The sequence below is a fragment of the Ascidiaceihabitans sp. genome (genome assembly GCF_039986515.1).
Classification (GTDB): domain Bacteria; phylum Pseudomonadota; class Alphaproteobacteria; order Rhodobacterales; family Rhodobacteraceae; genus Ascidiaceihabitans.
Genome location: NZ_JBDWQO010000015.1, coordinates 475,635 through 496,753, shown reverse-complemented (window position 1 = coordinate 496,753; position 21,119 = coordinate 475,635). Strand labels below are relative to the sequence as shown.

Here is a 21,119-nt window from a genome sequence, read left to right as displayed (position 1 = left end):
GTAAGTTAAAAAATGGCGTGGTCAAAAGCGAAAAGTGATTTTTATAGGTTCTTCACGCTAGGGTTGACCAAGGGTCGATCCACGACAGGATTGGTGATTTTGGCGCGGGCGCTCAGCCTGAAGGGAAATAAGGTTGACTCATCCACTAAGCGGGCCTAAAGACGCGACTTCATCGCAGCCCATGGCTGCACATACCTACCGCACCGATCAAAATCACGGGACGAGATAATCATGGCAAATACGCCTCAAGCGAAGAAACGCGCACGTCAGAACGAAGCACGTTTTCAAGTTAACAAAGCGCGTCGCTCGCGCATCCGTACATTCCTGCGCACTGTCGAAGAAGCCATCGCTTCCGGCGACAAAGAAGCCGCAAACAAAGCCCTGCAAGCTGCTCAGCCTGAGTTGATGCGCGGCGTGACCAAGGGCGTGTACCACAAAAACACAGCCTCACGTAAAATGTCGCGCCTAAGCGCACGTGTCAAAGCAATCGGCTAAAATACGCTAAATCTGTCACATCTTTTAGACAGGTTCATGCTAAACATCTGATAGAAAAGGCGTCGCATCCAGCGGCGCCTTTTTCGTTGCTGTGACCAAAAAACACGGGCTCTAGATTCGGAGAATATGAATCTCTGAGTCAACACCAAAGGTCTGTTGCCGGGCCGCTTGGGTTGTTGCTACCAAAGGATCAAGCGATTCACTTCGCTGAACTTCTTGGGGGGACGGTTCGCATCCAAATGCAGACTTTTCGAAGTCGTGGATGGTGCGAAATCGGGACGGGGCTGGGACGCTCTTTCCGGTGTCTACGATGGCTGTGCTAGCGGCTATGACCTGTCTGCAATACTGTGCACAAAGCACGCGATAGTAATGTGAACCGTCAATGGATTCACGTATCGTTTGTGCTCTGTCTATAAAATTGTCCGGGACGGATTTAGCCTGTTTCCTTGGGAACGGGGCGATACGTTATTGTTCATGAGGTGTGCGTAAATTTGGAAGTGCCGACCGCGCAACGACGGGGTTGGGGCAGGTAAGATAAGATGGACGGTAGGAATACTATGACACGGGATGAATGGGCGGTTCTGCGCACACAGCTTGAGAAGACATTAGGTCAAAACAACTTCTCTACATGGATCAAACCTATGACGCTGGATTGCATAAGCGACGGTATCGCCACATTTCACGTTCCTACCAATTTTATCGGTAACTACGTCAGCCAGAATTTTTCAGATGCGATTTTGCATATTTTGAAATCTGAAGACCCAACTGTGCGCCGCCTCAGCTTTAGCGTTCCAGCCAACGTCAAAGATCGTCCCGCACCGTCTGCACCTGCCGCAACGTCATCGGCGCCGGCAACAGCAACCAAGCCCGAGGCTTCAAGCTTTGTGCAAACAGCATCGTTGGACAAGCGTTTTACCTTTGAACGCTTTGTTGTCGGCAAGCCCAATGAACTGGCCCACGCCGCGGCCAAACGTGTTGGCGAAGGTGGTCCCGTCACCTTCAATCCCCTGTTTCTGTATGGCGGTGTCGGCTTGGGGAAAACGCACCTAATGCACGCCATCGCGTGGGACCTGCAAACAAACCGCCCCGACCTGAACGTGATGTATCTGTCGGCGGAACAATTTATGTATCGCTTCGTGCAATCCTTGCGCGAACGCAAAATGATGGACTTCAAGGAAATATTCCGGTCCGTCGATGTCTTGATGGTCGATGACGTGCAATTCATTGCAGGCAAAGACAGCACGCAAGAAGAATTCTTCCACACCTTCAACGCGCTTGTGGATCAGAACAAACAAATCATCATTTCTGCGGATCGGGCCCCTGGTGAAATCACCGGCCTTGAGGAACGCGTAAAGTCGCGTTTGCAGTGCGGTTTGGTTGTGGACCTGCACCCCACAGACTACGAGCTGCGCCTTGGTATCCTGCAAAGCAAAGTTGAAATGCAGCAGTTGAACTATCCCGACCTAGAAGTCGCATCAGGCGTACTGGAATTTCTGGCGCACCGCATTTCAACCAATGTTCGTGTTCTGGAAGGTGCGCTGACACGGCTGTTTGCGTTCGCGTCATTGGTCGGGCGGGAAATCAACATGGAGCTGACGCAAGACTGTCTGGCCGATGTGTTGCGTGCCTCTGAACGCAAAATCACGGTCGAGGAAATCCAACGCCGCGTGTCTGAGCATTACAACATTCGAATGTCCGACATGATTGGCCCCAAGCGTTTGCGCAGCTACGCGCGGCCGCGGCAAGTGGCGATGTATCTGTCCAAGCATCTCACAAGCCGGTCTTTGCCAGAAATTGGCCGTCGTTTTGGAGGGCGGGACCACACAACCGTTATGCATGGCGTGAAGCGTATCGAAGAATTGAAAGTGGCAGATGGTCAGATTGCTGAAGATCTGGAATTGCTGCGTCGCGCCTTGGAGGCATAACGAAATGGTGTTGACCGTTTGGTTATGACGCGACGCGCTGTGTGTCCCGTCAGCGTGGTTTTAACCTAATTCATTGGTAGGCGCTGTTCATAAAAATTCAGATAAACCATGTAACAGCTGCCCCTTGTTTTGTGATTGTGGCATCGGTTTGATTGGATTGACTGTATGACGCCACCCCTTCACCTGTTGTTGGCGCGTGGACTGTTCAGGATGGCTGCCACTGTTTTTGTAGCCCTTGGGATGATGGTGTTTTGGATCAACGCAGCACAAGCCGAAACTGTGCGTGTTTGGGTATACCACAATTTCCCGCCCTTTGTTATCGACGTGGATAACCAGTCAGGTCTTAGCTACGATTTTGCACGGGAACTGACAGTTAGATCAGACGGTCAATATGACTTTGTCGTCGAGGTCCTGCCGTGAGCACGTTTGAACCGGCAAATGGCCGATGGCGCAAAGGGCATTGTGTTCTGGGCCAATCCGGTTTGGTTTGGGGACAAAGAAGAAACCAAATATCTGTGGTCGTCCAAGTTTACATCCGATTCCAGCGTCGTGATGTCCCATGTTGATGATCCATTTTGCATCCACGCCGCACTCGTCCTACACGCGGCATATACTGGTGCCCAAAACAGACTTTGCGTTGCGTGGCTACATCAACCAGGTCCTAGATGAATTGAACAAAAGCCCGATTTGGCGCGCCGTTTTAGCGAACCAGCAGATTCAAAATTAAGGGCCCGGGTCAGGTGTTTGGGGCCGGGGAATTGTGAATGCCCGTGACGTGCCCCTTGACCCTTTCCTGAAAGCGCCGCACAAGCAAATAACGCTTGAGAATATGGTGGAACAGGGTACCTTGCCTGTCCCGGCACTTCGGATGGGAGAGAGCATATGAAAATCAGTATCGAACGCGCAGACCTGCTGAAAGCAGTATCACAGGCACAATCTGTGGTCGAACGGCGCAACACGATTCCGATTTTGGCAAATGTGCTGATTGAAGCGGAAGGCAACGATGTCTCCTTTCGCGCCACGGACCTTGATATCGAAGTGGTGGACAAAGCACCTGCCATGGTGGAGCGCGCGGGCGCTACGACTGTCGCGGCGACAACGTTGCATGAGATTGTGCGCAAACTTCCGGACGGGGCGCAAGTGACTTTGACTGCAGATGCCGCATCCGGGCGTTTGACCGTCGAAGCCGGCCGGTCCAACTTTTCGCTGGCGACATTGCCGCGCGAAGATTTCCCGGTCATGGCATCGTCTGAATATGCATCGAACTTTTCTATCGAAGCTCCAAAACTGCGACGCTTGTTCGACAAGTCGAAATTTGCGATCTCAACCGAAGAAACACGGTACTATCTAAACGGTGTCTACATGCATGTGTCCGAGGCCGATGGCGGCAAAGTGTTGCGCTGTGTCGCAACGGATGGTCACCGTCTTGCCCGAATTGACAGTGACTTGCCAGATGGCGCCATGGACATGCCCGGTGTGATTGTTCCGCGCAAAACTGTTGGCGAGTTGCGTAAACTTTTGGACGACGACGATATGAAAATCGCCGTATCTGTGTCCGAGACCAAAGTGCGCTTTGCCACGCCGAACATTACGCTGACCTCAAAGGTCATTGACGGCACTTTCCCTGATTACACGCGCGTTATTCCGCAAGGCAACACGCGGAAACTGGAAGTGGACGCTGCTGACTTTGCCAAGGCCGTTGATCGCGTTGCGACTGTATCGTCTGAACGGTCCCGTGCCGTTAAGTTGCAGTTGGACGAAGACCGCTTGATTTTGTCGGTAAATGCGCCTGACAGTGGCGCCGCCGAAGAAGAGCTGGCTGTCGCATACGGTGATGAGCGTTTGGAAATTGGATTTAATGCTAAATACTTGCTGGAAATTGCCAGCCAAGTTGATCGTGAAAACGCGGTGTTTATGTTCAATTCCTCAGGTGATCCGACTTTGATGCGGGAAGGCAACGACACAAGTGCCGTCTATGTTGTCATGCCGATGCGTGTTTAAGAGTTTTCTTGCCTCCGGCGGGGATATTTAAAGCGAAAAGAAGGGGGGCGGCATGTCACTGTTTCTGTCTTCTTTAAAAGTTTCGCATTTCCGATCCCATAAAATAGCGCACGTCGAGCCGGACGCCCGTCCTGTTGCCATCTACGGCCCGAACGGTGCAGGTAAAACAAACATCCTTGAAGCGGTTTCTCTATTGTCCCCTGGTCGTGGTTTACGCCGTGCCTCAGCTGAGGACATGGCACGCAGACCCGAAGCGCTGGGTTGGAAAATCAGCGGCGTGTTGCAGTCTTTGCAACACATCCATGAAATCGAAATCACATCCCAGTCTGGTGCAGCACGTCAGGTGAAAATCGACGAAAAGCCTGCACCGCAAACCGCCTTGGCCCGCATTGCGCGGGTATTGTGGTTGATACCGTCTATGGACCGTTTGTGGATTGAGGGTGCTGAGGGACGGCGGCGGTTTTTGGACCGTATGACCCTAAGTTTTGAGCCAAAACATGCAGAGCTGTCGTTGGCCTATGACAAGGCCATGCGCGAACGGAACCGTTTGTTGAAAGATATGGTGCGAGACCCTTCCTGGTATGCTGCTCTAGAGGCGAAGATGGCCGGCGCCGGAGCTGCGATACATGCCAACCGGGTCGCGGCATTGGAACAGCTTGAGGCCGCTCAATGTGATGCCGGAACGTCTTTCCCGCATGCATCGCTGGAGCTGACGCACCCCGACATTCGTTTGCCCACGTCTGAAACGGATTTGCGTACGGCATTTGCCGAAAACCGTATGCGTGATCTTTCTGCCGGGCGCACGTTGATTGGCCCCCACCGTGCCGATTTAATCGGGACCTATGCGTCTAAGGGTGTTGCCGCAAAAGACTGTTCAACGGGTGAACAAAAGGCACTGCTTGTGTCTTTGATACTGTCCAATGCCCGTGCCTTGGCCCAAGATTTTGGGGCTCCGCCGTTGCTTTTGCTGGATGAGGTCGCGGCCCATCTGGATGCAAACCGGCGTGCTGCGCTTTATGATGAAATTGTAGCCTTGGGTGCGCAGGCCTGGATGACAGGCACCGATTTGGAGCTGTTTGACGCCATGGGGGATCGCGCCCAATATATGTTTGTGTCCGAGGACAACGGCACGTCAAAAGTTGCTCAAGCATGACGTTAAACCCCGCTGACCTGCTGTTGTACTGTGGCGCATTGGTGATTTTGTTTTTGACGCCCGGCCCTGTGTTGCTGGCGTTGATCGCACGCGGTCTTTCAGGGGGCTTTCATGCCGCTTGGCCGCTGGCGTTTGGGGTGGCTGTTGGGGACATCATTTGGCCGCTGATCGCGGTGCTTGGGATTGCGTGGATACTATCCGTGTTCGACAGCTTTATGCTGATACTGCGTTGGGTGGCGTGTGGCGTTTTTCTAATTATGGGCTACGCATTGATCCGCCATGCAGGGGCATCGATTTCAACCAACTCAAAGTTAACGCGTCCCGGAATGTGGTCCGGTTTTCTGGCGGGTGTGGTTACGATTTTGGGCAACCCAAAGGCGGTTTTGTTTTACATGGGCGTGCTTCCCGGGTTCTTTGATCTGCGCACAGTGACGTGGGTGGATGTGGTGGTGATCATCGCTGTTTCAGTTGCTGTGCCATTCGCAGGCAATGTGTTGATGGCGGCGTTTGTGGGTCACATGCGTGGCTTTATCACGCGGCCCGAAACCCTGAAGACCATCAATCTGACGTCTGGTCTTGCACTGATATTTGTTGGTTTGATCATTGCAGTGATCTGACACAAAATCTTGTGCCAAAGCCGTGACATACCCCCGAAAACGGCGTATAAAACAGGGAAATAACAAAGGTGTTCAGGCATGTCTGAAAACGAGCAAAGCCCCGAAGAGTATGGTGCCGATTCCATTAAAGTTCTCAAAGGGTTAGAGGCTGTTAGGAAGCGTCCTGGTATGTACATCGGCGACACCGATGACGGGTCCGGTTTGCACCATATGGTCTATGAGGTCGTAGACAATGGCATCGACGAAGCTTTGGCGGGTCACGCGGATATTGTAACCGTCACCATCAATGCGGATTCGAGCGTGTCTGTCAGTGATAACGGGCGCGGTATTCCGGTCGGCATTCACGAAGAAGAAGGCGTGTCTGCCGCCGAGGTTATTATGACCCAGCTGCACGCGGGCGGTAAGTTCGACAGCAATTCCTACAAGGTGTCCGGCGGCTTGCACGGTGTGGGTGTGTCCGTTGTGAATGCCCTGTCCGTTGAATTGGATCTGCGCATCTGGCGTGATGGTAAAGAGCACGTGGCGCGCTTTGCCCATGGCGACACGGTTGAGCATTTGAAAGTCGTCGGCGAGTGTGGCGATCGCACCGGCACTGAGGTGCGCTTTTTGGCGTCCACCGAAACGTTTTCGAACCTCGAATTCTCGTTTGAAACACTTGAAAAACGTCTGCGCGAATTGGCTTTCTTGAATTCCGGTGTGCGGATTTTGTTGCGCGATGAGCGCCCTGTAGAGCCCCTTGAATCAGAGCTGTTCTACGAAGGTGGTGTGAAGGAATTTGTGAAGTATCTCGACCGCTCCAAAGCGTCTGTGATGCCGGAACCGATTTTTATCACAGGCGAACGCGACGAGATTGGTGTTGAAGTCGCGATGTGGTGGAATGACAGCTACCACGAAAACGTCCTGCCCTTTACCAACAACATTCCGCAGCGCGATGGCGGCACCCATATGGCAGGCTTTCGCGGGGCGTTGACGCGGACCATCAACAATTACGCCCAGGCCACTGGGATCGCGAAAAAAGAAAAGGTCAGCTTCACAGGCGACGATGCGCGCGAGGGTTTGACCTGCGTGTTGTCGGTGAAAGTGCCGGACCCGAAATTCTCGTCCCAGACCAAAGACAAACTTGTCAGCTCTGAAGTGCGCCCAGCGGTTGAAGGGCTTGTGAACGAAAAACTGGCTGAATGGTTCGAGGAAAACCCCAACGAAGCCAAGATCATCGTTGGCAAAATCATCGAAGCGGCCTTGGCCCGTGAAGCGGCGCGCAAAGCGCGTGATTTGACGCGGCGCAAGAACCCGATGGATATGAATTTCCTGTCTTCAAAGCTGAAAGATTGCTCTGATAAGGACCCTGTCAACACAGAAATCTTCCTTGTGGAGGGTGATAGTGCCGGTGGTTCTGCCCAAACGGGCCGTGACCGGAAAACACAGGCAATTTTGCCGCTTAAAGGTAAGATTTTGAACGTTGAACGGGCACGTTTTGACCGGATGCTGGGATCACAAGAGATCGGCAATATGGTGATGGCGCTTGGCACTGGTATCGGCCGGGACGAGTTTAACATCGACAAATTGCGCTACCATAAGATCGTTATCATGACCGATGCTGACGTGGATGGCGCGCATATTCGCACGCTTTTGCTGACGTTCTTCTATCGCCAAATGCCTGAATTGATCGAACGCGGGCATCTCTATATCGCGCAACCACCGCTGTACAAAGTGGCGCGTGGGAGGTCCGAAGTGTACCTGAAAGATCAGGCCGAAATGGATGATTATCTGGTACAGCAAGGCATTGACGGTGCCGTTCTGCGTCAAGGCAACGGCGATGAGATCATGGGCCAGGATTTGGTTCGTGTTGTCGAGGAAGCGCGTCAGATGCGGCGCATTTTACAAGCCTTTCCAACACATTACCCGCGTCATATCCTTGAGCAGGCTGCAATCGCAGGGGCTTTCGTTCCCGGGGTTGTGGATGCAGATTTGCAGGGCACTGCAGATAAGGTTGCGGCGCGTTTGAACCTGATTGCCCTAGAGTATGAAAAAGGCTGGCAAGGCCGGATCACTCAAGACAAAGGTATGCGATTGGCGCGTATCTTGCGTGGTGTTGAAGAAGTCCGCACGCTTGATGGTCCGATGTTAAGGTCGGGCGAAGCGCGCAAAACCGGCAGCTTTACGCAAAGCCTTCAAGAAGTTTACGATCAACCTGCACAGCTGTTGCGCAAAGAGCGGTCGCAACCGATTTACGGCCCAATGGATCTTCTGAACGCGATTTTGGAAGAGGGTGAAAAAGGCCTGTCTTTGCAGCGCTATAAAGGTTTGGGTGAAATGAATCCGGATCAGCTTTGGGAAACCACTTTGGATCCCGATGCCCGTACGCTTTTGCAGGTTCAAGTCGAAGACATGGCCGAAGCGGATGACTTGTTCACCAAGTTGATGGGTGATGTCGTTGAACCACGCCGTGAATTTATTCAGCAAAACGCACTAAGTGTGGAAAATCTGGACTTTTAATCAGGGGTCGGGTGGGGGCCAGCCCCCACACCCCCGGGATATTTTTAGCGAAAAGAAGATTGGGCTAGATGGCGAGGTAACCGATGCCTGTGAATGTCAGGGCAACGCCAATCCATTGACCGCCTGTCATGCGTTCTTTCAAAAAAGTCCAAGCCAGGATGATGGTGAGCGCACCAAATGTTGATGCGGCCACAGCTGCAAATTCGGGCCGATCCAATGTACCTGCAGACATAATCATCGACAATGCAATGGCGTCGAGCACACCCATTACCCCAAGCAGTGGCCAGTTGTGTCGTGCGGGGATTTTTGGGCCATCCTGACGCAGTAAAATCATAGCTAGCAGCACAACGGCGGTCAGCCGCGAGACAAGAGTGACTGGCAATTCGTCCCCCACAAGGGTCGCTGCTTGTCCTGATGCGAAGGTTGCGAAAAAACCGAATGCTGCCACAAGGCCCCAGATGATGGCTTTGAGTTGAGAACCGTTGCTTTCATCTTCATCGCAGAGCACGCTCACCAGGCCAACCCCCCCAACGACAAGCGCAATAGCGGTCCACTGGTCGCCTGCGATGGCTTGACCGTTCCAGGCAGCCCAACCCACTGATAGCACGGGGAAAGATCCAATGATTGGCGCCACCAGTCGTACCGGCCCGATCCCGAATGCGTTGTAAAGCCCCACGCTGGCCACGGTAAAAAACACGCCGCTGAGTGCGCTTAGGCCGTAAGCTGTGCGCGTCATGGTATCCCAGTGACCAAGCCAAAGTGTCAGTGGAAGCATGGCGACGGTGCCTGCCAGAACGACTGCAACAAGTGCTGGATAAATCGCGCCTGACTGACTGACAAACCGGACGCATATGTCATGCACAGCCCAGCAAAGCGCTGCAATCATTCCAAGTCCAAGCGCCAGCATCAATCGTCCTTTCGGAAAAACGGTATCATGAAGACCAAACACGCAACGAGAAAGAAAACCGACCCGAACATTGCCCAGAAATGACCAACGCTGGCGATGATGAACCCGATCGCCGACAGAACGAACAGAATCCAACCGATAAAGTTGATTTGGTTGTTGGTCATCAGTGTGCCTCTGCCCAGTTGCTGCCTTGCCCCGCATCGACCGTCAGTTTCACGTCGAGCTTAACAATTGGTTCGTTGGCGTTTTCCATCACGTCTTTGGCGGCCCCGATCAGATCGTCAACAGCGCTGTCTTCGACTTCGAACAGCAGTTCATCGTGAACCTGTAGCAGCATCTTGGCTGGTATGTTTTCGATGGCCGAAGGCATGCGGATCATGGCGCGGCGGATTACGTCGGCAGCGGTCCCTTGGATGGGCGCGTTTATGGCCGCGCGTGATGCAAACCCCGCCTGCGGACCTTTTGCCCCGATATTTGGTGTGTGGATTTTCCGCCCGAACAGCGTTTGGACGTAACCATGTTCTTTGGCGAAGGTCTTTGTGTCATCCATGTAAGTCCGGATCCCGGGGAACCGTTCGAAATAGCGGTCGATAAAGCCCTGCGCCTCCGATCGTGGAATACGCAAGTTGCGTGCCAGGCCAAAGCCGGAGATGCCGTAGATCACCCCAAAGTTGATGGCTTTCGCTTGGCGGCGGATGTCTGGTGTCATCTCGTCCAAAGGCACATCGAACATCTCTGATGCCGTCATCGCGTGAATGTCGTGGCCATCTGCAAAGGCTTGTTTCAAAGCGGGAATATTCGCGATATGCGCCAGAATCCGCAGCTCAATCTGTGAATAATCCAATGCAACCAGTGTTTTGCCTTGTTCTGCCACAAAGGCTTCGCGGATACGTCGCCCTTCTTCGGACCGGATCGGAATGTTTTGCAAATTGGGATCGTTGGAGGACAAACGCCCTGTAGATGCGCCCGTGATTGAATAGGACGTATGCACACGACCCGTTTCAGGGTTGATATGGGTCTGCAAGGCATCCGTGTACGTCGATTTCAGCTTTGACAAAGACCGCCAGTCCAAAACGCGTCGCGGCAGTTCGTGTTCTGTGGCGAGATCTTCAAGAACATCTGCGCCGGTTGAATATTTGCCGGTCTTACCTTTTTTACCGCCCTCCAGGCCCATTTCGTCAAACAGGATTTCGCCCAACTGGGCGGGGGACCCTACGTTGAATTTACGGCCGACAATCTCGTAAATCTCGTCTTCCAGACCTGCCATTTTCTGTGAAAACGCATTGGACATGCGTGACAGGGTATCGCGGTCAACTTTGATCCCAGAGCGTTCCATTCCCGTCAACACAGGCACCAAAGGCCGTTCCATGGTCTCGTAAACGCGGGTGACTTGGGACTGATGCAGCAAGGGTTTGAACACCTGCCACAAACGCAACGTGATGTCGGCGTCTTCCGCGGCGTATGGCACGGCGTCAGCCACGGGCACCGCATCAAATGTGCGTGCCGACTTGCCGGATCCAAGCAAAGGTTTGATGGGGATCGGTGTGTGCCCAAGATAGCGTTCTGACAGCGTGTCCATTCCGTGCCCATGCAGACCTGCGTGCATGGCGTATGACATGAGCATCGTGTCGTCTATCGGGGCCACATCAATGTTCAAGCGCGCCAGTATCTTAGCGTCATATTTCATGTTTTGGCCGATTTTCAAAATCGACGGATCTTCCAACATGGGCTTCAACATCTTCAAGCATTGGTCGAACGCCATTTGTCCGTCAGCCAGCGTGTCGTCTGAAAACAGGTCATCCCCGCCAGCGGCTTTGTGACTTAGAGGGATGTAGCACGCATGACCGGCTTCAACGCACAAGGACACGCCAACCAAATCAGCGGTCATATCATTCAAGCCTGTTGTTTCGGTGTCCACAGCGACGTACCCGCGTGTGTAAATCAGATCGATCCATGTTTGAAGTGCGCTCGCATCGCTGACCTGTTCATATTTGGCTTGATCAAAGGGAACAGCTTCAAGGGCCGGCACGTCCGACGCGGGGGCCTTGTCTTCGATCACGGGTTCTTCGACATTCAATTGCGCGGCGATGCGTTTGGTCAGGGTTCGAAATTCCATCTCCGCAAGGAAAGGCATCAGCACGTCTGGATCGGGATCAAGGACTTCGAGGTCTTCCAAGCGGAAGGGCAAGTCCATCGCATCATCCAGCTTGACCAGATCGCGCGACAGACGGATTTGATCAGCGTGATTGATCAGGGTTTCACGGCGTTTTGGCTGTTTGATTTCGCCTGCGCGTTCCAGAAGCGCGTCCAGATCGCCGTATTCGTTGATCAGCAATGCCGCGGTCTTGATGCCGATACCGGGGGCGCCGGGCACGTTATCGACGCTGTCCCCTGCAAGGGCTTGCACATCCACAACCCGCTCAGGGTAGACGCCGAATTTCTCAAACACGCCTTCGCGGTCGATGTGTTTGTTTTTCATTGCATCATGCATCACCACGCCATCGCCGACCAATTGCATCAGGTCTTTGTCGGACGAAATGATTGTGCATTTGCCGCCTGCCTCGCGGGCCTGCACGGCGAGGGTTGCAATGATATCGTCGGCTTCAAACCCTTCGATCTCTTCGCAAGCGATGTTGAAGGCTTTGGTCGCTTCGCGTGTCAGGGGCATTTGCGGGCGCAAGTCCTCGGGCATCGCTTCGCGGTTGGCTTTGTATTGATCATACATATCGTTGCGGAAGGTGTGGCTGCCCTTGTCGAAAATCACGGCGACATGTGTCGGCGCATCGGGGCCTGTGTTTCCTTCAACGTAGCGGTGCAACATGTTGCAAAACCCGGCGACAGCCCCAATTGGCAGACCATCGGATTTGCGTGTAAGCGGCGGTAACGCATGGTAGGCGCGGAAGATAAAGGCAGAGCCATCAATCAGATGCAGATGGCATCCGGTGCCGAATTGTGTTTCGCTCATATCCATCCCGCCCGTTTGTTAGAGAGTATTATGCCTGTATCCCGCATCCTGATCATCGCTGCAATCACCGCTTTGCCCTTTGCTACATCTGGAACGGCACAAACGACGGATTGTCGGTTTGACGAAGGATTTTGTGTCCCCTTTGTGGGCTGCTCTGAAACGACAGGCGCTTATTACGTTGGCCGCAGTTATGGCCAGCGCAGCGGCCCTGTTGCGGCGATTTCAAACACTGGCCGGGTATGTCAGGGGCGGTGGTGGCGCAACGCGCTTGGGATAGGCCGCGCCAGATTTACCTGTGATGACGGTGCCGAGGGAGAGGCGCGTTACACCTATTTCGATTCCCGATCCGGCACAGCCACGGGCAAAGGATGGACAAACCGCAATGAAAAGCTGCGGTTTTGGGCGGGCCATCACGTGTTGTCGTATGTTTTGGCCAATGAAGGCGAAACAAAGGACCTTACGGCCTGTGTTCAGGATGCACTAAAAGCAGCGCGGCCTTAAGGTTTTTCGCCAGGGCCGTTCGCCGTCAAAACGCTACAGCCTTCAGACTTTGTCTTCAAAATCCGAATGGATGTATTTGCAGTCGCAGTATGGGCATTCTACCCAACCTTGCGTTTCGGGAATTTGCAACCAGACGCGCGGATGGCCTAATGCGCCTTCACCGCCATCGCAAGCAATGCGCATCTTGTCGACAATCTTGGTCTCAGGGGCGTGCAGGGTCATTGGTGCATCCTTGGCTGAACTGGTCCGTTTTGCTCGTTATGTGGCAAGCTGACTGTTATTTGCAAGTGTTATGGCGTCTCTTGGTTTGCTCTGGTGCGGATGGGTGGAAGGAAAACGGGGCTCTGCCCCCGGCATTACATGCCTCCCCCGGGATATTTTCAGCGAAAAGAAGACATGAGCTATGCCGTTGACGGCTAATTTAAATGAGAACAAAATGTGAACATGTGGAATCAATTAAGTGATCGTATGTTTTCAGAACTGTCAATTACATCCAATTTTACCTTCCTGACCGGGGCGTCTCATCCTGAAGAATACATGGATCGTGCCGCGGTTCTGGGTATGGAAGGCATTGCCATTGCCGATGACAATTCGGTTGCTGGCATCGTGCGCGCCCATACGCAGGCGCGTGTCATTCGACGTAAGGTGCAGGAACGTCTGGATTGGGATTCAGCTTATGGTTTGATTGGCCCCCCCCGTCCCGCACATCTGCCTGCTGCTCCGCTTGCGTTTATTTACAATACCCCCCGCTTGATCCCGGCGGCGCGTCTGTTGTTCACCGACGGGCCTGCGGTGACAGTTTTGCCGCAGACCCGAACCGGGTGGCGCAACCTGTGTCGCATCATTTCCAAAGGACGTCTTGCAGCAAAGAAAGGGTCGTGCATCTTAACCCTGTCTGATCTTGAGGCGTTTCCTGAAGATTTGCAGTTGCTGATCTGGCCCCACGCACATCACTGGCACACCGGCGCGGGTGATTGGGTTGAGGCTGTACACCGGTTGACGCGCCGCTTTGCTGGGAAAATACATCTGTTGTTGCGCCCCCACTATGACGGTCAAGATATGGAACGCATGCAGCGTCTTAACGATCAAGCTGCAAAATTGTGCATTCCCACGATCGCGAGTGCCGCCCCTATCATGCACAACGGCAACCGGCGAAAACTGGCGGATGTTTTAACTGCTGTTCGGACCGGAACCCGCGTTGATAATCTGGGTCGCGCGGCCCTTTTGAATGCGGAAAACCGCCTGCGCAGCGCCACGGAACTGGCCAAGCATTTCCCCCATGACCCCGAAGCCTTGGTGCGTACGCAAGCCCTTGCAAGAACGCTTACCTTTTCATTGGATGCGCTGCGTTATGAATATCCGTCGGAGGTCACGCAGGCTGAAACGCCCGCTGATCGTCTACGCCGCCTTGCCTACGAGGGTTTGAATTGGCGCTATCCGTCAGGGGCATCCGACAAGGTGAAAGGGCTGCTTGAACATGAGTTGACGCTGATCTCAAAACTTAAATATGAACCATATTTTCTGACCGTCCGCGATATCGTCGCTTTTGCACGCTCACGCGATATTTTGTGTCAGGGGCGCGGTTCGGCGGCCAATTCCGTGGTGTGTTATTGTCTTGGTATCACATCTGTTTCCCCTGAAATCGGCACGATGGTGTTTGAGCGCTTCGTTTCAGAGGCCCGCGACGAGCCCCCCGACATTGATGTGGATTTTGAACATGAACGGCGCGAGGAGGTGATTCAGCATATTTACAACCACTATGGTCGGCATCGGGCCGGGCTATGTGCAACGGTGATCCACTACAGGGGCAAGCGTGCAATCCGTGAAGTAGGGCGGGCTATGGGGCTTAGCGAAGACACAATTTCCGCGATGTCTTCGCAGCTTTGGGGTTTTTTCTCAACGAAGGGAATCGAAGCAGAACGCATGGCCGAAATCGGGCTGGACGCCAATGATCGCCGTTTGAAGCAAACGCTGGAACTGGTGGAAGAAGTGCAAGGCTTTCCGCGGCACCTTAGCCAACATGTGGGTGGGTTCATCGTGACCGAGGGGCGTCTGGATGAACTTGTGCCGGTGGAAAACGCAACCATGGAAGACCGGACAGTCATCTGCTGGGACAAAGACGACATTGATACGCTGGGCATTCTGAAGGTGGATGTTTTAAGTTTGGGCATGCTGACGTGCATCCGCAAAGCGTTTGATTTGATGAATATGCACCACAGGCTCAGTTACACATTGGCCACATTGCCGCCTGAAGATCCGCAAACCTACGATATGCTGTGTCGTGCAGACAGTGTTGGTGTGTTTCAGGTGGAAAGTCGGGCGCAAATGAACTTTTTGCCCCGCATGAAGCCGCGTTGTTTTTATGATCTGGTGATTGAAGTGGCGATCATACGGCCAGGGCCTATTCAGGGCGATATGGTGCATCCTTTCATTCGGCGTAGAAACGGGGAAGAGCAGATTAGCTTTCCATCAGATGCGCTGGGCGACGTGTTGGGTAAAACGCTGGGCGTGCCTTTGTTTCAGGAACAGGCGATGCAGATTGCCATCGTGGGGGCGGGGTTCACACCCGATCAAGCGGACAGGTTGCGGCGGTCTCTGGCCACATTCAAGAAACACGGAAACGTCAGTGAATTCCGGACGTTGTTTTTGCGGGGAATGCTGAAAAACGGGTATGAAGCAGATTTTGCGGAACGTTGTTTTTCACAGATTGAAGGGTTCGGCAGCTACGGGTTTCCCGAAAGCCACGCCGCCAGCTTTGCGTTGCTGGTCTATGCAAGTGCCTGGATCAAATGTCACCACCCGGGCATATTTGCTTGTGCGCTTTTGAACAGCCAGCCCATGGGGTTTTACGCGCCGGCCCAGATCGTGCGAGATGCGCGTGAGCACGGAGTGCAGGTGCGGCCGGTGTGCATCAATGCCAGCTTCTGGGACAATGTGATGGAGCCTGACGAGGCAGGCGGATTGGCGTTGCGTCTGGGATTTCGACAGATCAAAGGGCTGTCTGAGGAAGACGCCAGTTGGATGACTGCCGCCCGCGGCAACGGGTATACGACTGTGCGTGACGTGTGGCGAAAAGCAGGGCTACACCCTTTAATGATTGCCAAGCTGGCAGAGGCAGACGCCTTTGCCAGTCTCGACATCAAGCGCCGCGAGGCCTTGTGGGAAGCCAAGGCGTTGGCGCCGGGTCCGACCCTGCCATTGTTCGATGGTGATATCGATGGTGAGGCTATTTTTGAACCAAGCGCACATTTGCCCGATATGACATTGGGCGAAAACGTCGTTGAAGATTATGTTGCCATGCGTTTGACCCTTAAAGCCCATCCTGTGGCACTGCTGCGCCACATACTAACCCCTGAAAGCCATAAAAATCATTAGGTTCAGGATCAAATTCCCTAACCCTCGGGGAGGGATTTTGCAGGAAAAGACAAAGAAGAAATGCAAGATCATTGCTGTCTTTTTCCCCTTAAAACCCTGAGGAGGCCGCAGGCCGGGGCAAAGCCCCCGAAACGCCCTTCACCCCAAGTAAAACAGCCGTTAAAACGATGCGAAATCAGACCAGAGGACTGCCGATGAACATTCCAAAGCCTGTCGTTCTTTGTATTCTCGATGGATGGGGTTTGTCCGATAACCCAGAAGGCAACGCCCCCGTGCAAGCCAAAACGCCAGTTATGGATCACATAATGGCAACATGTCCTAATGCGACCCTAGTTACACATGGGCCAGACGTGGGTTTGCCAAGTGGTCAAATGGGAAATTCGGAAGTGGGTCACACCAACATCGGAGCTGGCCGTGTCGTTGCGATGGATTTGGGGCAAATCGATCTGGCCATCGAAGATGGCAGCTTTTTCAGCAACGTGGCTATTTTGGACTTTGCAGGCGGACTTCAATCCAGTGCGGGCACAGCGCATCTTATCGGCCTCACCTCGAAAGGCGGGGTTCATGCGCATCAAAACCATATGTTGGCTGCTGCAAAGCTGCTGACCGACAACGGCGTGCCCGTTGCAGTCCACGTCATTACAGATGGCCGCGATGTCGCCCCCACCCAAGCGTTTCATGACATTCTTGAAGTTGAAAAGGCTTTGCCAAAAGGGGCCTATATCGCCACGGTTTCGGGCCGTTACTTTGCACTGGACCGTGATAACCGCTGGGCGCGTGTGGAAAAAGCATGGCGCACGATGGTTCTGGCGGATGGGGACATTTTGCAAGACGCACAAGACGGCGTTGCCACATGCTATGACCTTGATCAGACGGATGAATTTATCGAGCCCTTTGTCGTTGAAGGCTACAAAGGCATGAAAGATGGCGACGGGGTATTTTTCCTGAACTTCCGCGCCGACCGCGCCCGTGAAATCCTATCAGCTATTGGTGATCCCGCCTTTGATGCTTTTGATGTGACAAGCCGCCCGAATTTATCAGCATTGCTTGGCATGGTGGATTATTCACAAGCGCATGATGCCTTCATGACAACGGCATTTCCGAAACAGGATATCGCAAACACGCTGGGGGCGTGGGTGGCACAGCATGGCAAGACGCAGTTTCGTTTGGCGGAAACGGAAAAATACCCCCATGTGACTTTCTTTTTGAACGGTGGTGCCGAGGCGCCGGCCACGGGCGAAGATCGCCATATGCCCAAATCCCCCAACGTTGCGACGTATGACATGCAGCCTGAAATGTCCGCGCCAGATGTAACTGACCGGTTTGTGCAAGCCATCGAAGAAAAGTACGATCTGATTGTCACAAACTACGCGAACCCCGATATGGTGGGACACACAGGGGATCTGCAGGCAGCTATCAAAGCGTGTGAAGCCGTAGATGAAGGGCTGGGACGCGTCATGAAAGCGCTGAAAACAGTGGGCGGAGCGATGATCATTTGTGCCGACCATGGCAATTGTGAAACGATGATTGATCCCGATACAGGTGGTCCGCACACAGCGCATACCCTGAATCCGGTACCCGTGGCAGTGGTGGGTATGGGCGATGTGACGCTGACGTCGGGCAAGCTGGGTGACCTGGCGCCCACATTGCTGCATATGATGGGCATGGAAACGCCGCCTGAAATGACCGGGAATTGCCTGATCTCATGAAGTTTGCTGCCATATTATGCGTGATGATGGGTTTGCCTGTGCATGGGTTTGCGCAGACGGATGCAGGGGCTCAGGCCCGCGAAGCAGCCGTCATGCTGAGTGCGGCAGCGACCCAGTTGGACAAAGCGGACAAAGCACGCGACCGTGTCAAAGCCTTGACGCAAACGATCCGCGCCTATGAATTAGGTTTGGGTGCGATGCGATCGGGGCTGCGACAAGCAACAGTGCGCGAAGACCAGCTTTCGCGCCAGTTGAAATCTCGGGATGGTGAAGTGGCGCAGTTGCTGGGCGTGTTGCAATCCATGGGCGGAAACACAGAACCCACGGTGTTTTTCCACCCTCAAGGGCCAACGGGTACAGCGCGTGCAGGTATGCTGCTTGCTGAATTGACGCCGACGTTGAACGCACGGGCGGCCCAGTTGCGTACAGATTTGGAAGATGTGCAGGCATTGCGGATGCTTCAACAGGATGCAGCGGATCAGCTGCAATTGGGGCTGTCCGAGGTTCAAAAGGCGCGTGTGCGTTTGAACCGCGCAATGGCGGAGCGTACGGATTTGCCGACACGTTTCACCGCCGATCCGGTGCGCACCGCAATCCTGATTTCGACGACTGAAACCTTGGATGCGTTTGCCGGTGGGTTGTCGCAGATCACGGAAGGGGAAGAACCACTGACGCTGCCTCCACTTGATGACCGGATTGGCGGGTTGTCACTGCCCGTGCAGGGCATTGTTTTGCGGGGGGCAAATGAACCAGATGCCGCGGGCATTATCCGTCCAGGGATTATCTTGGCGACACGGCCCGGGGCACTTGTGACAGCGCCCACTGCAGCGACATTGCGATATGTGGGGCCGTTGCTGGACTATGGAAACGTCGTGATCCTCGAACCGCGCACCGACACGCTTTTTGTCGTGGCGGGGCTTGCCACGGTGTACGGTGCTGCGGGGCAGGTGATTGGTGAAGGTACGCCTTTAGGACTTATGGGCGGCATCTCTGCCACGCAAACTGACACATCCGCGTCAACAGATGGTGATGGGGCTGGCAATGCGGCGTCAGAAACGCTCTATATAGAAGTAAGACAAGATAACATTCCACAGGATCCCAAAAACTGGTTCCGCACCGATAAGGATGGATAAACCGTGAAGAAGTTTGTGATGGCCGCGCTGGGCGGCACTTTGGCCGGGGTTGTGGCAACGACCCAAGTCGCGGGCCCATTGTTGGCACAAGAAAGCGAAAGCAAAGCAAATGTATACGAGCAGCTGGATCTGTTTGGCGACATTTTTGAACGCATCCGCGCCCAATATGTGGAAGAGGTCGATTCAGAAGAGCTGATTGAAGCCGCCATTGATGGCATGCTGAAATCGCTTGATCCGCATTCCAGCTATTTGTCGCCTAAAGATGCAGCCGCCATGCGCGTACAGACGCGGGGCGAATTCGGGGGCCTTGGCATCGAAGTGACACAAGAAGAGGGCTTTGTAAAAGTCGTGTCGCCGATGGATGGAACCCCTGCGGATGAAGCTGGCATGGAAGCAGGTGATTTCATCACTCATGTCGATGGCGAATCCCTTTTGGGACTGACGCTGGATGAAGCGGTGGGCAAAATGCGTGGGCCAAAGGGCTCCGAAATCATCATCACCGTGGTGCGTGAGGGCGAAACAGAACCTTTCGATGTGTCCATTATCCGCGACACCATCGAATTGCAGCCTGTGCGTGCGCGGACCCAAGGCGACACCGTTGTTTTGCGGGTCACAACATTCAACGACAAAACGACACCGCAGTTGGAGCTGAAATTGGCCAAAGAGGTCGAAGCGCTGGGCGGCATGGACAATGTGAACGGCTTCGTTATCGATTTGCGCAACAATCCGGGCGGTTTGCTGACGCAGGCGATCCGTGTGTCTGATTCCTTCCTGGATGAAGGCGAAATCGTATCGACGCGGGGCCGTGTTGCGGAAGAAGGTGACCGATTTAATGCCACTTTGGGTGATCTTGCCGAAGGCAAGCCGATCGTTGTCTTGATCAATGGCGGTTCTGCGTCAGCCTCGGAAATTGTAGCTGGTGCGTTGCAAGACCACCGACGCGCCATCGTTGTGGGGACCAAAAGCTTCGGCAAAGGGTCCGTGCAAACAGTAATGCCGCTGCGCAGTGACGGTGCCATGCGTTTGACAACAGCGCGTTACTATACGCCGTCGGGACGTTCTATTCAGGCATTGGGCGTATCGCCAGACATCGTGGTAGAACAGCCACGCCGTGATCCGAATGCCACCGAAGAAGAAGAGACAAACCGCAACAGCCGTTCAGAAGCGGACCTGCGTGGCAGCCTGAACAACGATAGCCTGACAGAAGACGAGATCCGCCAAATTGAAGCGGATCGTGAAAAGGCAGAAGCTGCGGCGGCGCTGCGTGAAGATGATTATCAACTGGCCTATGCCATTGATATTCTTAAAGGTCTTAGCGCTTTGGGGCCAAAGGACTAAGGTGCGCCAAGGCACACCTTACAAAAGGATGTGCCACTTCTAGTGCCCATAAAAAGCAAAGGCGGGGATAAATCCCCGCCTTACGTGTTTTGAAGATATCTGGTCACGCGTTGGCTGGCAGCCAGACCAAGCGTCTATGATGTTTCAATGCAGTGGCGCCGAAACGCACGTTTCAACATATCGAGTTCCGCCCGCAATAGCTCCATTTCGGCGCGCATATCATCCCCCAGCGCTTCACCTGCGATCAGAGTGAAGTCCCCAATCCGGCTGCCGTCACTGGTGTCGGTGATCAAAAAGGTCTGCACGCCGTCGGCAATTGCATCTGCGGGGATCGTGACACGCAAAACCCAGGTTTCACCGTTTTCCTGCAGGTCGATATCGGGCACCGGTTTGTCCAAATGCGTGACGGCAATCTGCGGCACACCTTGTCCTGTTTGTGTGATGACGCCTTCCCATACGCCGCGTCGCATTTTGGTGGCTGTCAGGGTCAATGTGGTCATGGTG

17 protein-coding genes are annotated in these 21,119 nt (G+C 53.9%); 12 read left to right on the top strand and 5 right to left on the bottom strand.

What is annotated here, in order from left to right; all coding sequences use genetic code 11:
• The first annotated feature begins 231 nt into the window (after positions 1–231).
• From rpsT to gyrB, 7 genes are all read left to right on the top strand, one after another.
• On the top strand, positions 232–495 hold the full coding sequence (rpsT, locus tag ABJL60_RS16990) for a 30S ribosomal protein S20 (protein WP_108826647.1): 264 nt from the start codon (positions 232–234) through the stop codon (positions 493–495).
• 557 nt (positions 496–1,052) lie between these two features.
• Positions 1,053–2,420 carry a chromosomal replication initiator protein DnaA gene (gene dnaA / locus ABJL60_RS16985; RefSeq protein WP_348291142.1) on the top strand — a complete coding sequence of 456 codons (1,368 nt, stop codon included), beginning with the start codon at positions 1,053–1,055 and terminating at the stop codon, positions 2,418–2,420.
• Between the two features lie 165 nt (positions 2,421–2,585).
• Positions 2,586–2,840, top strand: coding sequence for a hypothetical protein (locus tag ABJL60_RS16980; protein ID WP_348375678.1), 255 nt, complete (start codon positions 2,586–2,588; stop codon positions 2,838–2,840).
• Between the two features lie 462 nt (positions 2,841–3,302).
• Positions 3,303–4,421 (top strand): DNA polymerase III subunit beta, encoded by a 1,119-nt coding sequence (dnaN, locus tag ABJL60_RS16975; protein ID WP_348375680.1) that lies wholly within the window; start codon positions 3,303–3,305, stop codon positions 4,419–4,421.
• 52 nt (positions 4,422–4,473) lie between these two features.
• Complete coding sequence (recF, locus tag ABJL60_RS16970) at positions 4,474–5,574, top strand: DNA replication/repair protein RecF (protein ID WP_348375682.1); 1,101 nt, start codon at positions 4,474–4,476, stop codon at positions 5,572–5,574.
• The gene (locus ABJL60_RS16965; RefSeq protein WP_348375684.1) at positions 5,571–6,191 is read left to right on the top strand and encodes a LysE family translocator; all 621 of its coding nucleotides are present in this window, start codon (positions 5,571–5,573) and stop codon (positions 6,189–6,191) included. The genes recF and ABJL60_RS16965 overlap by 4 nt, the downstream gene beginning before the upstream one ends.
• A gap of 78 nt (positions 6,192–6,269) precedes the next feature.
• Positions 6,270–8,687, top strand: coding sequence for a DNA topoisomerase (ATP-hydrolyzing) subunit B (gene gyrB, locus ABJL60_RS16960; RefSeq protein ID WP_348291134.1), 2,418 nt, complete (start codon positions 6,270–6,272; stop codon positions 8,685–8,687).
• A gap of 64 nt (positions 8,688–8,751) precedes the next feature.
• On the opposite strand, the gene ABJL60_RS16955 is transcribed toward gyrB, so the two are convergent.
• From ABJL60_RS16955 to polA, 3 genes are read right to left on the bottom strand one after another with little or no spacing between them, the layout of a single operon-like run.
• Positions 8,752–9,594, bottom strand: a complete 843-nt coding sequence (locus ABJL60_RS16955; protein ID WP_348375686.1) for a DMT family transporter — start codon at positions 9,592–9,594, stop codon at positions 8,752–8,754.
• Positions 9,594–9,758: a cytochrome oxidase subunit III gene (locus tag ABJL60_RS16950; protein ID WP_108826639.1), complete on the bottom strand. Its 165-nt coding sequence runs from the start codon at positions 9,756–9,758 to the stop codon at positions 9,594–9,596. The genes ABJL60_RS16955 and ABJL60_RS16950 overlap by 1 nt, the downstream gene beginning before the upstream one ends.
• Positions 9,758–12,559, bottom strand: coding sequence for a DNA polymerase I (gene polA / locus ABJL60_RS16945; RefSeq protein ID WP_348375688.1), 2,802 nt, complete (start codon positions 12,557–12,559; stop codon positions 9,758–9,760). The genes ABJL60_RS16950 and polA overlap by 1 nt, the downstream gene beginning before the upstream one ends.
• A 30-nt stretch (positions 12,560–12,589) precedes the next feature.
• Here polA and ABJL60_RS16940 point away from each other — a divergent pair, with 30 nt between their 5' ends.
• Positions 12,590–13,060: a hypothetical protein gene (locus ABJL60_RS16940; RefSeq protein ID WP_348375690.1), complete on the top strand. Its 471-nt coding sequence runs from the start codon at positions 12,590–12,592 to the stop codon at positions 13,058–13,060.
• Positions 13,061–13,102: 42 nt separating this feature from the next.
• Here ABJL60_RS16940 and ABJL60_RS16935 read toward each other — a convergent pair whose 3' ends face one another.
• A complete protein-coding gene (locus ABJL60_RS16935) occupies positions 13,103–13,282 on the bottom strand; it encodes a zinc-finger domain-containing protein (RefSeq protein WP_348291127.1) in 180 nt (59 codons plus the stop codon).
• A 246-nt stretch (positions 13,283–13,528) separates the two neighbouring features.
• On the opposite strand from ABJL60_RS16935, the gene ABJL60_RS16930 reads away from it, so the two are divergent.
• The 4 genes from ABJL60_RS16930 (at position 13,529) to ABJL60_RS16915 (ending at position 20,615) form a co-directional block, all read left to right on the top strand.
• Positions 13,529–16,435, top strand: a complete 2,907-nt coding sequence (locus ABJL60_RS16930; protein WP_348375692.1) for an error-prone DNA polymerase — start codon at positions 13,529–13,531, stop codon at positions 16,433–16,435.
• 194 nt (positions 16,436–16,629) lie between these two features.
• On the top strand, positions 16,630–18,144 hold the full coding sequence (gpmI, locus tag ABJL60_RS16925; RefSeq protein ID WP_348375694.1) for a 2,3-bisphosphoglycerate-independent phosphoglycerate mutase: 1,515 nt from the start codon (positions 16,630–16,632) through the stop codon (positions 18,142–18,144).
• Positions 18,141–19,277, top strand: a complete 1,137-nt coding sequence (locus ABJL60_RS16920; protein WP_348375696.1) for a peptidoglycan DD-metalloendopeptidase family protein — start codon at positions 18,141–18,143, stop codon at positions 19,275–19,277. Before gpmI ends, ABJL60_RS16920 begins: the two co-directional genes overlap by 4 nt.
• Positions 19,278–19,280: 3 nt before the next feature.
• Positions 19,281–20,615 (top strand): S41 family peptidase, encoded by a 1,335-nt coding sequence (locus ABJL60_RS16915; RefSeq protein ID WP_348291118.1) that lies wholly within the window; start codon positions 19,281–19,283, stop codon positions 20,613–20,615.
• 134 nt (positions 20,616–20,749) lie between these two features.
• On the opposite strand, the gene ABJL60_RS16910 is transcribed toward ABJL60_RS16915, so the two are convergent.
• Entirely contained in the window at positions 20,750–21,115 is a 366-nt protein-coding gene (locus ABJL60_RS16910; RefSeq protein WP_348291116.1) for a hypothetical protein, read from the bottom strand.
• Positions 21,116–21,119: the final 4 nt, after the last annotated feature.

Bases quoted from the DNA above. Each gene is read 5' to 3' on its own strand.
- polA (WP_348375688.1), bottom strand. From the start codon at position 12,559: ATGAGCGAAACACAATTCGGCACCGGATGCCATCTGCATCTGATTGAT.
- rpsT (WP_108826647.1), top strand. From the start codon at position 232: ATGGCAAATACGCCTCAAGCGAAGAAACGCGCACGTCAGAACGAAGCA.
- ABJL60_RS16965 (WP_348375684.1), top strand. From the start codon at position 5,571: ATGACGTTAAACCCCGCTGACCTGCTGTTGTACTGTGGCGCATTGGTG.
- recF (WP_348375682.1), top strand. From the start codon at position 4,474: ATGTCACTGTTTCTGTCTTCTTTAAAAGTTTCGCATTTCCGATCCCAT.
- ABJL60_RS16930 (WP_348375692.1), top strand. From the start codon at position 13,529: ATGTTTTCAGAACTGTCAATTACATCCAATTTTACCTTCCTGACCGGG.
- gyrB (WP_348291134.1), top strand. From the start codon at position 6,270: ATGTCTGAAAACGAGCAAAGCCCCGAAGAGTATGGTGCCGATTCCATT.
- ABJL60_RS16980 (WP_348375678.1), top strand. From the start codon at position 2,586: ATGACGCCACCCCTTCACCTGTTGTTGGCGCGTGGACTGTTCAGGATG.
- gpmI (WP_348375694.1), top strand. From the start codon at position 16,630: ATGAACATTCCAAAGCCTGTCGTTCTTTGTATTCTCGATGGATGGGGT.
- ABJL60_RS16935 (WP_348291127.1), bottom strand. From the start codon at position 13,282: ATGACCCTGCACGCCCCTGAGACCAAGATTGTCGACAAGATGCGCATT.
- ABJL60_RS16950 (WP_108826639.1), bottom strand. From the start codon at position 9,758: ATGACCAACAACCAAATCAACTTTATCGGTTGGATTCTGTTCGTTCTG.
- dnaN (WP_348375680.1), top strand. From the start codon at position 3,303: ATGAAAATCAGTATCGAACGCGCAGACCTGCTGAAAGCAGTATCACAG.
- ABJL60_RS16940 (WP_348375690.1), top strand. From the start codon at position 12,590: ATGCCTGTATCCCGCATCCTGATCATCGCTGCAATCACCGCTTTGCCC.
- dnaA (WP_348291142.1), top strand. From the start codon at position 1,053: ATGACACGGGATGAATGGGCGGTTCTGCGCACACAGCTTGAGAAGACA.
- ABJL60_RS16920 (WP_348375696.1), top strand. From the start codon at position 18,141: ATGAAGTTTGCTGCCATATTATGCGTGATGATGGGTTTGCCTGTGCAT.
- ABJL60_RS16955 (WP_348375686.1), bottom strand. From the start codon at position 9,594: ATGCTGGCGCTTGGACTTGGAATGATTGCAGCGCTTTGCTGGGCTGTG.
- ABJL60_RS16910 (WP_348291116.1), bottom strand. From the start codon at position 21,115: ATGACCACATTGACCCTGACAGCCACCAAAATGCGACGCGGCGTATGG.